Source organism: Lentimicrobium sp. S6 (assembly GCF_013166635.1).
Lineage (GTDB): Bacteria > Bacteroidota > Bacteroidia > Bacteroidales > UBA12170 > UBA12170.
Genome location: NZ_JABKBZ010000027.1, coordinates 23,755 through 37,109, shown reverse-complemented (window position 1 = coordinate 37,109; position 13,355 = coordinate 23,755). Strand labels below are relative to the sequence as shown.

The following is a 13,355-nucleotide window of genomic DNA, read 5'->3' as shown; positions in this document are numbered from 1 at the left end:
TATGCCAAGCTACAGAATCAGATTCAGATAATTAAATCGTTTGATTACTTCTATTGTCAATAAACGCAATCAATTCAATGGAGTTTTTATGAACTCTATAAATTAAAGAAGTCTGACTGCTTATTACGCATTTTCTTAAGCCATTGAAACTTATTGATTCAGGACAAAGTTTTTGATGAACCATCAATTTATTTAATAGATGGTTAACTTTAGATTCAAATTTTTCAGCTTCCCTAAGAGACCATTTTGCTAGAATATATTCAATAGTTTTTAAATATGAATCTTCTGCAACTGGAGACCATATGATATGAGGTGGTCTCATTTTCTGCCCAATAAATGGTCAACTTTTGATTGAATAATTTCATGAGAATGACCTTCATTATTCTCCAATTGAGATAATCCTAATTCAATTGTTGATTTATCATTTTCACTTAAATAGTCCCACCAATCGATTGGCTTTTTTTGCAAAGCTGAAAAATAGGCTTGAACCTGACTCAAAATACCTTCATCATTAGTATTAGTAACTAGTTGATGTAATATTTCTTTTAATTCAGAAGTCTTTGAGTTCATATTTCAGATTTTTATAATCATAATTAAAGAGCAAAGATACTGAATATTTATTTTGTCATTAAGTCTACCTCTTCTCAGCAATCCTCAACAAATCACCAAATACACCACGGGCAGTTACTGCCGCACCAGCACCGGCTCCTTGGATCACAATTGGGTTCTCCCCATAGCTTTCGGTATAGATTTCGAAGATGGAATTACTTCCGCTCAATTGGCCTAAAGCGCTGTTTTTTGGGACACTTACCAAACTCACATCCAACTCACCTTTGCTTTGTTGAAGGTCGCCATGTAAATCGCCCACATACCTGAGAACATGGTCTTTTTCTTGTGCTTCTTTTAGTAATTCAAAAGGATGGTCTAATTCTTCAATTCTTTGGAGGAAGTTATCCACTTGGCCTCCTCTTAAGTTTTCAGGAATGAGGTTTCTAATTTGAACTTCGTCTAGTTCATTTTCCAAATCGAGTTCACGAGCCAAAATGAGTAATTTACGAGCCACATCGTTTCCACATAAATCTTCTCTTGGGTCAGGTTCTGTAAATCCTTTTTCCATGGCTTGTTTCACAATGCTTGAGAAGCTTTCTTCAGATTCAGAAAAAGCATTAAAAATATAACTCAGTGAGCCTGAAAATACGCCTTTAATTCTGGTGATATTCTCTCCGGAATCGTGTAATAGTTTGATGGTATCGATGAGCGGTAAACCTGCGCCCACATTGGTTTCGTATAAATATTGTTTGTTATGAGTCTTCAATTCTTTCCTTAATGATTTATAGAAATCAAAACCTACAGTATTGGCTATTTTATTGGAGGAAACCAAATCGAATCCATTCTCAATCAAGAGGGGATAGCTTTTGATAAATTCGCTAGAAGCAGTATTATCAATGGCTATTAAATTCTCTAAATGATGTTGTTCAGCAAAGGCAATAACTTCTTTGATAGAATCTTTTGTTTGCTTAGCATTCTTAAATTCAGATTTCCAATTATTTCCAATGCCCTCTTTTTGGAGAAGAAGGTTTTTACTTCCGGCAACCGCGAAAATATTTAGACGAGTTTCTTTTCTCCTTAAGATTTGTTCTTGGCTTTTTAAAATCTGTTCAATTAAACTTCCGCCCACTGTTCCTTTTCCAAAAATAGCGATATTTATATTCTTAGCTACCCCAAATATCTGAGAATGAATAATGTTGATGGCTTTGTGAACCTGCTGGTTATCGATTAATAAGCTGATATTATTCCCCGAAATATTATTATTAATCAATAGAATTTCAATATTATTTTTCACCAAAGATTGATAGGGTTTTGAAAAGCCTTGTAAATTTTGACCCACAATACTAACCACCGATACATCATTAATGGTAGTGATATTGCTCACATCTTTATTGGAAAAATCATTTGAAAATTCTTTACGGAGAGATTTTACTGCTCTGTCGTCATCTTTACTATTTACCACAAATCCAATTCCTCTTTCTGAACTTCCTTGGGAAATGACACCTATATTAATATTTTCTCTTCCTAAAGTGTTGAATATTCTTGCATCTACACCTATTTTCCCCAATAAGCCTTTTCCTTCCAAATTAATCAGACTCACTCCTGATTTTACAGAAATGGATTTTACACCTTTTTTCTGACCATTCCTACAGATGAGTGTTCCTTTGCTTTCAGAATTAAAAGTGTTGAGGATTCTAAGGGGAATGTTTTTCTCAATAAGTGGAATAATGGTTTTGGCATGTAAAATGGAAGCTCCAAAACTGGCCAATTCATTGGCTTCTTGAAAGCTGATTTGATCAATAATTCTTGCCTCTTCTACTAAATCAGGATTGGCAGTGTATATTCCATCTACATGGGTATAATTTTGTAATTCTTCTGCATTTAGGAAATTGGCAAATAATGCAGCTGAATAGTTGCTACCATTTCTTCCCAAAGTGGTGGTAGAACCTTGTTCATTATTGGCAATGAAACCAGTAAGAATAGCCAAGGTGTTTTCTTCTAATTCATCGATGAAAGTTTGACATCTTTTTTTTGATTCTTCTTCTAAGACAACTGCATTTCCATATTGCTCATCAGTGACAATAATTTTTCTGCTATCAATGTTTTTTGCCTTAATTCCTTTGTCATTCAGAAGCTTCGATATCATTTTGGCAGCGAGTAATTCCCCTTGGGCTAATACGAGGTCTTTTATTTTTAAACTCACTTCCTCTAATAATTGAACGCCTTCGAATATTTTTTCTAATAGCTGGAATTCTTTGCTGAAATCTATAGCAGGAGCAGGTGAAATTTGGTAACTTTTAAATGCTTGCCACTGCGTTTTATATTCCTTTCCTTGTCTGGCTAGTTCTAATATGTTTTCTAGTTCATTTGTGGCATTTCCTCTAGCAGAAACTATAACAACAAACTTCTCATTATTATTAATTTTATTTTCTATGATGCTGATTACAGCGTTTATTCCGGTTCCGTTGGAGAGGGATTTCCCTCCGAATTTTATTATTTTCATATTTTTATTTTATTTACCACAGAGGCACTAAGACACAGAGTTGCACAAAGTTTGTTGTGAATTATTGACTTGTAAAATTCTAGTGAAGGATGATTCTATTTGAATATGGGTTTCAAGAAACTTTCAAGTTGTTCAAATTCAATTAAGAAAGCATCGTGGCCATGTATGGATTTTATTTCATGGTATTCGTTTTTAATCTCCAACTTGTCCATCTTGTTTTTGGTCTCGATGGTCTCATCCTTCACAAACAACCAATCTGTGTCTACAGCTACTTGAATAATATTGGACTCGATTTCTTTAACAGCCTCCTCAAAAGTCTCATGATGACTGGTGATATCAAGCGTGGTTAATAAATGAGTCATTAAGCGATAGGCAGAAACCTCAAAGCGGCCATTTAATTTATTTCCATGATGCCGAAGCCAAGATTCAATATTGAATAATTTTCCATCTGCAGTTTGGCTTCTGTTGAATTTAGACTCTAAACTGGCCGGTGTTCTATAAAATAACATGGCCATCATTCTAGCAATTTCTAAAGGCTTATCAGTGAATTCTAAAATTTGCATTTGCACTTCATTAAACCCAATAATCCAATCGGAGCTTTGCCAATGACAAGCCACGGGGATTAAGTTTTCAATGAGTTTTGGTTTTAACACTGCCATTTCCCAAGCGATTCCACCTCCTAAAGAGCCTCCGATGACTGCAAAAAGCTTCTCTATCTTTAAACCATCAATGGCTTCTAAAAACAAGCTTGCAATATCTCGAGTTGAGAAATCTTTATAGTTTTCTATAATTAAATCATCGTAGGCATTTCCAGGGATATTAAAAGCTAGAATGGTGTATTTGTTTGTATCAATGAGTTTATTTTCTCCAATGATGGTTTTCCACCAGCCTTTTTCTTCACTTAAAACATCAGAGTTTCCAGTCAATGCGTGATTAATTACTACTATTGGTGCAGTATGTAAAGGTTTTCCAAAAACCTCATAAGTGAGGTTCAACTCATTGAGAAGAACCCCGCTTGAGGTGGTGAAATCTTTAATTTTATAGCTGATTAATTCGGGTCTCATTAGATTTTCTTTATGGCTTGTTCAATATCTGCTTTCAAATCTACAATATCTTCTAAACCAACTGACAATCGAATTAAATCTTTTGTGACACCAGTTGATTCTTGTTGCTCTTCGGTTAACTGTTGATGCGTGGTGCTGGCAGGGTGAATGATTAATGATTTAGTATCGCCAATATTGGCTAGAAGTGAGAAAAGTTGAGTGCTGTCGGTGAATTTTCTAGCGGCTTCAAATCCTCCTTTTAATCCGAAAGTGACAATTCCGCTTTGACCTTTGGGAAGATATTTTTGGGCTAAGGGATAGTATTTATTATTCTTTAATCCAGGATAATTCACCCAAGCTACTTCCTCTAAGCTTTCTAACCACTCAGCCAATTCTAATGCATTTTTAGAATGTTGTTTAATTCTGACTTCTAAGGTTTCCAATCCTTGAATGATTTGGAAAGCACTCAATGGACTTAAAGCTCCACCATAATCTCTCAATCCTTCTATTCTTAATTTGGTGATAAATGCGGCCTCGCCAAGTACTTCAGCATAAATTAAACCATGATATCCTTTGGAAGGCTCCGTAAACTCTGGGAATTTCCCACTGGCCCAATCGAAAGTTCCGGCATCAATCACAATGCCGCCTAGTGAATTTCCTTGTCCAGCTATATATTTGGTGAGGGAGTGAATCACTAAGTTTGCTCCATGTTTTATGGGGTTTAATAGGCTAGGAGAAGCTACTGTATTGTCTACAATTAATGGAATCTGATGTGCTTGTGCCACTTTCGCTATGGCTTCAATATCTAAAACATCGAGTTTCGGATTGCCGAGAGATTCAATAAATATAGCTTTGGTGTTTTCTTGAATAGCCTCCTCAAAATTTTCTATTTGATCTGGATTTACAAATTGGGTAGTAATACCAAAACGGGGGAGGGTCACATTGAGAAGATTATAGGTTCCACCATAAAGACTGCTTGAAGAAACAATATGGTCGCCAGTTTGTAGTAAGGTGAGCAGACAAGTAGAGATGGCGGCTGTTCCAGAAGCAAAAACCGCAGCTCCAATGCCACCTTCTATTTGTGCCAGTCTTTGTTCTAGTACATCGTTGGTTGGGTTGTTAAGTCGGGTATAAATATATCCTGGCTCTTTTAGTTCAAAGAGATTGGAAGCATGTTCTGTATCTCTAAATACATAAGAAGTGGTTTGATAAATAGGAACAGCTCTGGTTCCTTGAGTTAAATTGGTATCGTGTCCTGCATGTAAAGCTTTGCTTGCTATTTTTAAATTTCCCATTATTATTTATTTTTTTATATTTCTTGTTTGTTGGCCACACTATGACACAAAGTCTGCCATATTTATTTGTATTTATTTAATTTTATTATTTTCTCTATTTGCTCCGACAGCTGACGCTTCGATTAATGGCGATACTATCATTATCGCTACATTTATCGTGGCGAACAGCATCGTTACGACCTAAAGGGAGTAGAGAAAATCCATATTCAAATTTTGAGAACTTTTGTAGTGATTGAAGAAGCTTTAGGTTGAGGCGATTGAAGAATGAAATTTCAGGAGTTTACTAAGGTAAATGACTAAGATTTCATTCGAATCCAACGAAAAGATAAAGCTTCTTTACAGCTACAAAAAAAGTCCCTTTGGTTTCGATATTACCAAAGGGACTTAAAAGAGATTCTTTTTATTTGTCATTTTAGGCAATACCGGAGCATGTGTTGCATCATCATATACATCATCATAAACATGTTCATCATCATTGTATTTGCCATTATTATTTTCATCTCTTGTAAATTTAAATCATAAAAAAAGCCCCTGCTGTTTGGCAAGGGCGTCTTTGTATATCTGTTTTATGTTTTTTATACAATTCGTCCCTTTACGTTGCTTTGCATACGCATCATCATGGACATATTTGTATTTTGATTATTCATTTCTGGGGGCAAATATAGGAGGTTTTTTTATTCGAGCAAGATATTTTTTACTGTTAACAGGATTTTATACTTCAGAAGTAAAGAAATATTGACAAAAGAATAAGTTTATATTTTTGATAGAGTGTATTTTGTAATTTTACTCATTCAAAAATGACTTATGAAAAAAACAATAATTATTTTTTTACTATTGACTGGAATAATAGTGTCAAATGCACAAACAAATCTTCCTCAAGTTAGCTCAGGGAAAATTGAAAGGATTGAGAATTTTAAATCTCAATATGTAAATGACAGAAATATAGATGTTTGGCTTCCAGAAGGATATTCTGAGGAGTCTAAATATAATGTTCTATATATGCATGATGGGCAAATGCTTTTTGATGCCAATACCACTTGGAATAAGCAGGAGTGGGGAGTTGATGAGTGCATTTCAGAATTAATTTCTGAAGGAAAAATTAAGCCATGTATCGTTGTTGGGATATTTAATGATGCCAATGATAGACATAGCGATTTCTTTCCACAAAAGCCATTTGAGTCACTTCCGGAAAATTTTAGAGACTCATTAATGGGAGTTGAAAGATATGAAGGACATCCCTTGTTTTCAAAAGCTGTGCAGTCCGATAATTATTTGAAATTTCTCGTGGAAGAAGTTAAACCTTATATAGATGCTCATTATTCTGTCAACATAGAAAAAGAAAACACTTTTGTTGCTGGTTCTAGTATGGGAGGTTTAATATCGATGTATGCCATTTGTGAGTATCCTGATGTATTTGCTGGAGCGGCTTGCTTGTCGACTCATTGGCCTGGGATTTTCCAAATGGAGAATAATCCAGTACCCAATGCATTCCAAAATTATATGCAAGAAAACCTTCCGGAAGCCTCCTCTCACCTTATTTATTTTGACTATGGAACGGAGACTTTAGATGCTCTTTATGAACTTCCGCAAAAAGGAATGGATGAGGTGATGAAAGCAAAAGGATATACTAAAGAGAATTGGATAACACTCAAGTTTGAAGGGGAAGAGCATTCGGAAAACTCCTGGAAAAAACGATTGACAACACCTCTTGAATTTATCATGGGAACAAAGAATAAATAGTACATTTGCTGAAAATTACTGAGATGGAAATAGAAAGAATAGACGGAAAAAATAGAAAAAATATAGCAATCGGTGCAGATGTAGAAATCGTACAAAAGCAAGATCAGAGGAGCGGAGAACTCACCGAAGGTGTTGTGAAAAAGATTTTGACCAATTCACCAAATCATCCCCATGGCATAAAAGTGATGTTGGAGACAGGAGAGGTGGGACGAGTGAAATACATCTTATTAGAAGATTAGATATCTTTTTAATTATAAACTCAATAATATATGCACAATATTAATTCTCTAGTTATATGAACCAAAATGAAGTTAGTGTTCTATTGAGTACTCTTAATAGAAGATTTCGACTTATTAATGGATGATTACCCTATATTAGTAAATACTTTCCTGTTTCCATATCTCGCTCAAATGAATTCCAATGAGCTAAATACCCATGAATGGCAATATATAATCCAGGTTCTAAACTTTGAACGCCAGCCACGGCCATTCCTAAATTGAATGCAGCATCGGAATCCTTAAATTTTTCTGGCAGCATGGCAGCCGTAAGGATGATAGTTTTGTTTGATATAGAACTTAAAACTTGGGCGGTTTCAATTAAAGTATCAGAACCATGGGTAATGATGATGGCTTTTTCTTGAAGAGCTATGCATTTTTCCTTAAGAGCAGATCTGTCTTCAAGAGTCAATTCCATGCTGTCTTTTTTGCAAAATTCATAAAAGCTAATCTCATGCTGATGTTGTGCATTTTTAAGAATCTCGATAAATGCAGGGCTTCCAATTTCAAAAGCCCATCCTTTTATGGAATGAGGATAATCTTTGTCAATGGTACCACCGGTTTGTATAAAAGCAATATTCATAATTTCTTTTCGATTATTCATCAAAGATAGAAGAAATCACAGAAGTATATATTCCCCATAGGCATTAATAAATAAAACTATCTTTCCTTATATTTGTGAAAAATCATAATCATGTCTGAATTCACACATCACAAACAAAATAGGGTGAAAATGCTCGTCCAACTTACTAAAGCCATCCTGAAGAAGGAGAACGTAGGGGACTTATACAAGCAATATTTGGAGGGAATTCAAAAGCTGATGCCTTCTGATATCATTGCTGCTGTTGATGCTTTAATGCAAGAGAAAATAGAGCTAGAAGCTTTGAAGACAGCGATTAACAAGCTGCTTAATTTAGTTTATCAGCCAATTAACGATTTTCCATCTACTCCCGTTAAAAAAGGAGATATCCTTTGGTATTTGGAGCAAAATAATATCAAGGCCATTAGTTTATTGGAGGATACTTCGCAGCTCATCAAGAAACTTAATTCGAAAAACTGGGAGGAGTCTGTTCAAGAATTATTATCCATTTATAAAGAGTTATTAGCTTTCACTAAAATATATACCATTAAAGAAAATGTAGTTTTTCCAGTTTTGGAGAAAGAGTGGCCAGACTTCAGATGTTCTCAACTGATGTGGGCTTTTCATGATGATATAAAAAGAGACATTAAAGAAGTCATTTCTATTCTTGAAGCTAAGGGGGTAATTGATTTATCAAGAATTAATCGCTTGATTGGAGATGTTAGTTTTAGAATAACGGCTATTAAATTTAGAGACGAGAAGATATTATTCCCTCATATATTGGATACTATTTCTACGGAAAAAGTAGATGGATTATTGAGTCAGTCTAAAGATTTGGAATTTCCCTTCGTGAAACCAGATTTTAACAGTAAACAAGAAGAATCGGAGGCATCAGATATGATAAGTGGATTGGTACAATTGGGAAGTGGTGCCATGAGACCAGACCAAATTAAAATGGTATTTAATCATTTACCAGTGGACATTACCTATGTGGACGAGCATAATAAGGTACAATACTATTCGACTCCGAAACATCGTATTTTTCCTAGAACCAATGCTATACTTGGGCGTGATGTGAGTAATTGCCATCCTCCAGATTCAGTTCATGTGGTAGAGAAAATTGTGGAGGCTTTTAGAATAGGAGAGAAAGACCAAGCCAGCTTTTGGATACACATGGGGCCTCATTTTGTGCTCATCCAATATTTTGCAGTTCGTGATGAAGACAGTGTTTTTAGAGGGGTAGTAGAGGTTTCTCAAGAAATAAGTGAGATTGTAAAACTCGAAGGTGACAAGCGATTATTGGATTGGGAGTAGGAATGAATGAATTTAAAAATAAAAAAATGCGCTCACAAATGAATATGGAAGCGCATTTTTTTATATCAAAGGATATCCTATTTCTTATTTGCAGCTTTTACAAAACTCAGGAAAACAGGATGTGGTTTAGCCACAGTACTTTTATATTCTGGATGAAACTGAACGCCCATAAAATAAGGATGGTCTTTTATTTCAACAATTTCTACTAAATCATCTTTGGTATTTACTCCAGTTGCTGACATGCCAGCCGTTTCGAATCTTTCAAGATAGGCATTGTTAAATTCAAAACGATGTCTATGACGTTCCTTTATGTTTTTACTACCATAAGTAGTTTCAGCAATGGTTTCAGCTTTAATTTCGCAAGGATAAGAACCTAATCTCATGGTTCCACCAAGTCCTGAAATCTTTTTTTGGTTTTCCATCATGTCAATAACAGGGTAACTTGTTCTAGAATTGAATTCAGTGGAATGAGCATCAGGATAATTGAGCACGTTTCTCGCAAATTCAATAACCGCACATTGCATCCCCAAACAAATACCTAAGAAAGGAATTTTATTTTCTCTGGCAAATTTCACAGCTTCAATTTTCCCTGCTATTCCTCTCTCTCCAAATCCTGGAGCTACTAAAATACCATTTAAACCTTTTAAAACTTCATTGGCATTATCGCGATTCACATTTTCGCTATGAATCATCTTTACCTTTACTTTAATTTCACTATGAGCTCCAGCGTGTACTATTGATTCAAGAATAGATTTATAGGCATCTTGCAATTCAACATACTTACCAACTAAGCCAATGGTGATTTTAGATTTAGGATTTTTTAGTTTTGAAAGGAATTCTTCCCAGTCTTGGATGTCGAGATCGTTTTCTACAGGGGTATGAGTAAGCTTTAGAACCTCTGTATCTAGTTTTTCTTGTCTCATCAATATCGGAACATCATAAATGCTATCAGCATCAATAGATTCAATAACACTAGAAGACCTTACATTACAAAAGCGAGCTATTTTATCTCTAATATTATCATTTAAGGGATGTTCAGTTCTACAGACAATGACATCCGGTTGAACTCCTTGTTCTAAAAGCATTTTTACAGAGTGCTGAGTGGGTTTGGTTTTCAATTCTCCCGCAGCTGCTAAATAAGGAACCAAAGTTAAATGAACCACAAGGCAATCCTTACCTAATTCCCATTTCATCTGTCTCACAGATTCAATATAAGGTAAAGATTCTATGTCACCAACAGTACCACCAATTTCAGTAATTACAAAATCATAGTTGTTTTTCTTTCCAAGTAACTTTACACGATATTTGATCTCATCGGTAATATGAGGAATCACCTGCACAGTACTTCCCAAATAATCACCTTTGCGTTCTTTGTTAATAACTGTTTGATATATTCTTCCAGTAGTTACATTATTTGCCTGACTGGTGGGTTCATTAAGAAAACGTTCATAATGACCTAGGTCAAGATCTGTTTCTGCACCATCATCCGTTACAAAACATTCGCCATGTTCGTATGGGTTTAAAGTTCCTGGATCTATATTGATATAGGGGTCGAATTTTTGAATTCCTACTTTATAACCTCTGGCTTGTAGTAGTTTAGCTAAGGAAGCAGAAATGATTCCTTTTCCTAATGAAGACGTAACACCTCCTGTTACGAAGATAAATTTTGTTTTTGTTGACATCCTTACCTATTTGTAATAAATAAGTGTGCAAAGAAACGAATAAAATGATTGAAGATCCATAAAAATTCAGGATTTCTTTATTATTTATTCACAGTGGTAATTAATTATGTGATATTCTTGCAGGCTTCCTTATATTTGTAGCAATTAAAAACCTTTTTCCATGATTAGAATATATACAAGCCTTCTATTAATCTGTTTTTTATATACGGGTTTGCTAGCTCAAGTTACTTCAGAAACTTTAGATGATGAATACAGTGGATTTGAAGCTGGTTTAAACATAGGAGCTTATTTTGGAAATAATAATACAGCCAATTTTTATAATGGGGCTGGTAACGAAGATGGAATGAATAGTGCAGATAAAATCATTAATAATATTAACTACTTGAATATGATTAATGATGTTCTCGAACAGAATGGTTATCGCTATCCTTTGGAAGAAGGATTATATCATACTGAATATCCTCAGAACATGACATATCAGCCAGCGATTTATGCTGGTTTAACTGGTCGATATTGGCTGAATAGGAAAATGGCTATTTCAGCTTCTATGAATTATTCAAGGTTAGTAACCAAAGACCAATTTGTGATTTATAATGATGGTGATATTCCACCAAGTAACAAAGAAGATCAATATGTACTTGGAAATATAGCAGGACAAGAAGAAAGAGTGAATATAGATATTGGATTAGTCAATAGCTTTCCAATACATGAACGTATGAATTTTATATTTGAAGTGGGTTTCAATTTGAATAATACCACTGTGGTTATGAATAAAATTGAGATTTATAGCTTAGTCTTAGATATTAAATATAAAGGACCTGGTGATTATGTGCCAGGAGGAAATGTGCAGCAGTATAATTTTAGACAAGGTGGAATAGGTTATGGGGCTTATGCTACCCCTGGCTTACAAATAAAATTTGCTGATGGTATTTCTGCTGATATACTTTCTCAGTTTTATTATAGTTATATCAGTTTAGAGCACTATAGTGATTGGGGCTTGCATTGGGCGCCATATATTAGGTTTAACTTCACTGGATTCTTTATGTAATGATTTTAATGCTTTGAATTTCGTTTTAAGGATGATTGTGCATTGCTGATTTTTTATTATATTTAGATAAAATTGCTTAAAAATGTATAGAATAGGATTTATCATAGTTATTATTTTTAGTCATTTGACTCTTTTTGGGCAAAGTGTTCAAAGGAGTCAATCCAATTTGCCTATACTTAGCGAAACGAAAGGTGAGCTAAAAAATGCTTTAGGCTGGGTATTACAAGACAATGGATTATGGAATTCTACTCAAGGAAAGATATTACTAGGAAATAGTGAAAGAAATAGGAATCCTAGTCCGATGGACAAGTTGGGAAAGAGTAATTTTCAAGAGTTATTGATTAAAGAGGTTTTGGTTGGAGATGAGCAGTTTGTTGTTCTCATTCGCTATTATACAGGAGGGTATTATACTTTTCCAGATCTGGAACAGGGGTTTAAAAAGACAAAAAATGCAGAATACTTTGTGTTTAATGCCAAAAAACTTGATAAAATCCTTCCTCTTAAAGCAAACTTTAATGACCCTTATGCTGTGAACCTTGAAGTATTTGCTTACGATAACTTAGTCAATTTTGATAAAAAAGAATTAGATACTAAAATATCATATAATATATTAAGAACTAGGGAATTAAATAGTAAGGCTCAGTTTACAGCTATTCTTAATCTCATGCCTGTGATTACGAATGGGAAGAAGTATTATCGTTTTAAACTCATTAAGTTGTTGAATAAGAAGAGTCTATATCAAAAGTATTTATTAGAAGAAAATAAAGACAAGCTATTTGATAAATCATATTATGAAGTTCCTTATCAGGATTTCGTAGAGTTTTTTAGTTCTGTTGAAGTAATTATTCCAGATTTTAATATTGATAAACCTGAAAATTTTGTGGATTTTTATAAGAGAGGAGTTCTTCGATATAATAGAGGAAATTTTGAAGGTGCTTTGAGCGATTTCAATGGAGCTGTTCAATTGGAGCCCGAAAATAGATTTATGATGCTGTATGCTTATTTAGGAAATACTCAACATGAGTTGGAGAATTACCCAATGGCAGTGCGGGCTTTTGATAAAGCCATTTTATTTGAACCAACCGATCCTACCCAAAAACCTGCTTGGGTTAGGATTTACTATAATAGAGGAGTTTCGAAATATTTTATGGAGGACAAGGAAAATGCTTGTCGTGATATGAATAAATCGAAAAAGTTAGGTTTGTCTGATGAGGAAGCTATTAAGCATATCAAGAAGCTTTGTAAGGGAAAGCTAAAAGATATATAAGCTATTTAGCTTTTGTTATTGAGAAATAAATATAAAAAATACAACTTTATACTCATGTT

Annotated in this window: 12 protein-coding genes; 5 read left to right on the top strand and 7 right to left on the bottom strand. The window is 34.3% G+C overall.

From position 1 onward, the window contains the following. Nucleotides 1-31 precede the first annotated feature (31 nt). The 5 genes from HNS40_RS10580 to HNS40_RS10560 all read right to left on the bottom strand — a co-directional run bounded on the left by HNS40_RS10580 (nucleotide 32) and on the right by HNS40_RS10560 (nucleotide 5,390). Nucleotides 32-322: a type II toxin-antitoxin system RelE/ParE family toxin gene (locus tag HNS40_RS10580; protein ID WP_172280560.1), complete on the bottom strand. Its 291-nt coding sequence runs from the start codon at nucleotides 320-322 to the stop codon at nucleotides 32-34. Beyond that, on the bottom strand, nucleotides 319-570 hold the full coding sequence (locus HNS40_RS10575; RefSeq protein WP_172280558.1) for a hypothetical protein: 252 nt from the start codon (nucleotides 568-570) through the stop codon (nucleotides 319-321). The genes HNS40_RS10580 and HNS40_RS10575 overlap by 4 nt, the downstream gene beginning before the upstream one ends. 64 nt (nucleotides 571-634) lie before the next feature. Next, on the bottom strand, nucleotides 635-3,052 hold the full coding sequence (gene thrA / locus HNS40_RS10570; protein ID WP_172280556.1) for a bifunctional aspartate kinase/homoserine dehydrogenase I: 2,418 nt from the start codon (nucleotides 3,050-3,052) through the stop codon (nucleotides 635-637). A 95-nt stretch (nucleotides 3,053-3,147) separates the two neighbouring features. After that, the gene (locus tag HNS40_RS10565; RefSeq protein WP_172280554.1) at nucleotides 3,148-4,116 is read right to left on the bottom strand and encodes an alpha/beta fold hydrolase; all 969 of its coding nucleotides are present in this window, start codon (nucleotides 4,114-4,116) and stop codon (nucleotides 3,148-3,150) included. Further along, nucleotides 4,116-5,390: an O-acetylhomoserine aminocarboxypropyltransferase/cysteine synthase family protein gene (locus HNS40_RS10560; RefSeq protein ID WP_172280552.1), complete on the bottom strand. Its 1,275-nt coding sequence runs from the start codon at nucleotides 5,388-5,390 to the stop codon at nucleotides 4,116-4,118. Before HNS40_RS10560 ends, HNS40_RS10565 begins: the two co-directional genes overlap by 1 nt. A gap of 804 nt (nucleotides 5,391-6,194) precedes the next feature. Here HNS40_RS10560 and HNS40_RS10555 point away from each other — a divergent pair. Together HNS40_RS10555 and HNS40_RS10550 are read left to right on the top strand one after the other, a co-directional pair. Further along, nucleotides 6,195-7,130 carry an alpha/beta hydrolase gene (locus HNS40_RS10555; protein ID WP_172280550.1) on the top strand — a complete coding sequence of 312 codons (936 nt, stop codon included), beginning with the start codon at nucleotides 6,195-6,197 and terminating at the stop codon, nucleotides 7,128-7,130. 23 nt (nucleotides 7,131-7,153) lie between these two features. Then, nucleotides 7,154-7,369: a YwbE family protein gene (locus tag HNS40_RS10550; protein ID WP_216663691.1), complete on the top strand. Its 216-nt coding sequence runs from the start codon at nucleotides 7,154-7,156 to the stop codon at nucleotides 7,367-7,369. 130 nt (nucleotides 7,370-7,499) lie between these two features. On the opposite strand, the gene HNS40_RS10545 is transcribed toward HNS40_RS10550, so the two are convergent. Further along, on the bottom strand, nucleotides 7,500-7,988 hold the full coding sequence (locus HNS40_RS10545; protein WP_172280548.1) for an asparaginase domain-containing protein: 489 nt from the start codon (nucleotides 7,986-7,988) through the stop codon (nucleotides 7,500-7,502). A gap of 111 nt (nucleotides 7,989-8,099) precedes the next feature. Here HNS40_RS10545 and HNS40_RS10540 point away from each other — a divergent pair, with 111 nt between their 5' ends. Then, nucleotides 8,100-9,299, top strand: coding sequence for a PAS domain-containing protein (locus tag HNS40_RS10540; RefSeq protein ID WP_172280546.1), 1,200 nt, complete (start codon nucleotides 8,100-8,102; stop codon nucleotides 9,297-9,299). A 77-nt stretch (nucleotides 9,300-9,376) separates the two neighbouring features. On the opposite strand, the gene HNS40_RS10535 is transcribed toward HNS40_RS10540, so the two are convergent. After that, nucleotides 9,377-10,981: a CTP synthase gene (locus HNS40_RS10535; protein WP_172280543.1), complete on the bottom strand. Its 1,605-nt coding sequence runs from the start codon at nucleotides 10,979-10,981 to the stop codon at nucleotides 9,377-9,379. Between the two features lie 160 nt (nucleotides 10,982-11,141). On the opposite strand from HNS40_RS10535, the gene HNS40_RS10530 reads away from it, so the two are divergent. Together HNS40_RS10530 and HNS40_RS10525 are read left to right on the top strand one after the other, a co-directional pair. Beyond that, nucleotides 11,142-12,029 (top strand): hypothetical protein, encoded by an 888-nt coding sequence (locus tag HNS40_RS10530; protein WP_172280541.1) that lies wholly within the window; start codon nucleotides 11,142-11,144, stop codon nucleotides 12,027-12,029. Nucleotides 12,030-12,111: 82 nt separating this feature from the next. Next, a complete protein-coding gene (locus HNS40_RS10525; protein WP_172280539.1) occupies nucleotides 12,112-13,296 on the top strand; it encodes a hypothetical protein in 1,185 nt (394 codons plus the stop codon). The last annotated feature ends 59 nt before the right edge of the window (nucleotides 13,297-13,355 follow it).